This is a genomic window from Streptomyces sp. SID1328 (assembly GCF_009865595.1).
GTDB classification, from domain to species: Bacteria; Actinomycetota; Actinomycetes; order Streptomycetales; family Streptomycetaceae; genus Streptomyces; species Streptomyces griseoluteus.
The window spans coordinates 1-1733 of record NZ_WWKH01000838.1; the positions used below are offsets into that span (position 1 = coordinate 1).

A 1733-nucleotide genomic window follows, 5' to 3' on the forward strand; every position below is an offset into this window, starting at 1 on the left:
GGCGTCCAGGTCGTTCGTACAGTGGCGCGCTCCACCTGGACGCCATGGACCACGCCCGCTCCACGGGGTGTGGGTCGACGGCGGACGGGATGAGAGCGGGGGGAAGTGGTGGGTTGAGGTCGTGACTATTGCAAGCCTGCCGCGCTTCGAGCATCGAGGTCTGAGAAGAAGCGGTCCACGATCTCGCTGTTGGCGGCCCGCACGTACGCAGCGCCACCTACCGAGGAAACCGTGACGGACCGGTCCTGCCTGGCGTCACCCATGTACGGCGGCTACGTCCACTCTCCTCAGACTGCAGCGTGGATCTCCGTGAGCCGTGAGCAGGAAGGTGAGAAGAGATCTTGCGCTCCGATGAGATCGAGCAACCTGTCGATCGCGGGGCTGGTGTCCTGGATGACGACGGTCTTGCTCTCGCTCAGGGCCCGCTGACGCAGTTCCAGCAGAACGCTCAGGCCAGCGCAGTCGCAGAAGCTGAGCCCGGTCAAATGCAGGTCGAGACCGCTCGACGAAGCGGCAAGCGCTTCGCTCAGCTGACCACGGAGTTGGCGGCCCGAGACGAGGTCGAGTTCACCGCGGATGGTGACACGTATCCGGTCATCGTCCGCAGCGCACGACACGGCTATCTGGCCCGGTACAGGTGGCGTCGCAGCTGTACATCTACGTAGGCGGAGGGCGCCCGGCACTGTGAGGGACTGTGCCCGGCGAGAAGGGTGCTGCATGGCTCACTCCCGGTGCGCTCGCGGCGGTCCGCTAAAAGTTTTCTCTCAGCGAGGACGCACGTCAACATATACACGAACTTCGGTACGTGCATTTGGATGCCTGTATGGGTCTTCGCTAGAGTGGGGGGTATGGATGAGGTGCTTGAGCCCCACAACGGATGGACGTTCCTGACGAACCACGCCCGCGTCCTCGCTGCCATCGCGGACAATCACAGCGCCCGTGTCCGCGACATTGCCGCCCGCTGCCGCATCACCGAACGCGCCGTGCAGAAGATCATCGCCGACCTGGAGCAGGCCGGTTACCTTTCGCACACCCGCCAGGGCCGCGGCAACACGTATGAGATCGACCCCGCCAAGACCCTGCGGCACCCGACCGAAGCCGACCAGGGCCTGACGGTAGCCACGCTCCTTGCCCTGCTCGTCCAGGACGAAGCCCACCGCATGGCGCCGGACAGCGAGCGCACTCACGTGCCTGCCTGACGGACGGCAGCGACCATGGCTGACCACGCTTGAGGACCGTGAGGCCCTCGTCGAAGGCTCGCCTGCCCAAGTCTGCCGCGTCTTTCAGCTTCTGCCGTTCCAGCTCGGCGGAGCCGAAAGCCCGCCGAGACCGTGCCACGTAGCCATCCAGAGCAGTGATAGCCGCCGCGATATCGGCCAAGACCGTTTCTCTAGACTGATCTGGATGGACATGCGCAGGATCGTCGCAGTGCTGGCCGAGGAAGCTGAGCAGAAGATCCAGGACGAGGTGTGGAAACTGGAGCCGAGCGACCGCGCGCTCGCCGTTGAGACCGCAGCGGGCCTGCGCGACGCTGTCGGCCCTCCGGACGGCCAGGAGGACTTGCCGCAGATCAAGCGGCTCGAACACTTGCGGGAAACTCTCGCCGTCCTGGCCATCTCTCTCGCGCGTACTCACGGCCGTCTGGCCTGGTTCCTCTCTGGTGCTCTCAACGCGCTTGAGCCGGTCCTGCGTTGGCGTGCCATGCCAGCCGACCGTGGCGGCAGCTTCGGCAC

The 1733-nt window shown here is 65.4% G+C and carries 3 protein-coding genes; 2 read left to right on the plus strand and 1 reads right to left on the minus strand.

Annotated elements, in window-relative coordinates; translation table 11 throughout:
- Positions 1-287: 287 nt before the first annotated feature.
- Complete coding sequence (locus GT030_RS26725) at positions 288-617, minus strand: STAS domain-containing protein (protein WP_346009754.1); 330 nt, start codon at positions 615-617, stop codon at positions 288-290.
- Positions 618-848: 231 nt separating this feature from the next.
- Between GT030_RS26725 and GT030_RS26730 the strand changes: the two genes are divergently transcribed.
- Both GT030_RS26730 and GT030_RS26735 read left to right on the plus strand, forming a co-directional pair.
- Positions 849-1199, plus strand: a complete 351-nt coding sequence (locus GT030_RS26730; RefSeq protein ID WP_161203305.1) for a helix-turn-helix domain-containing protein — start codon at positions 849-851, stop codon at positions 1197-1199.
- A gap of 205 nt (positions 1200-1404) precedes the next feature.
- Positions 1405-1733, plus strand: a 329-nt coding sequence (locus GT030_RS26735) for a hypothetical protein (RefSeq protein WP_202460600.1), incomplete at its 3' end; no start/stop codon positions are given.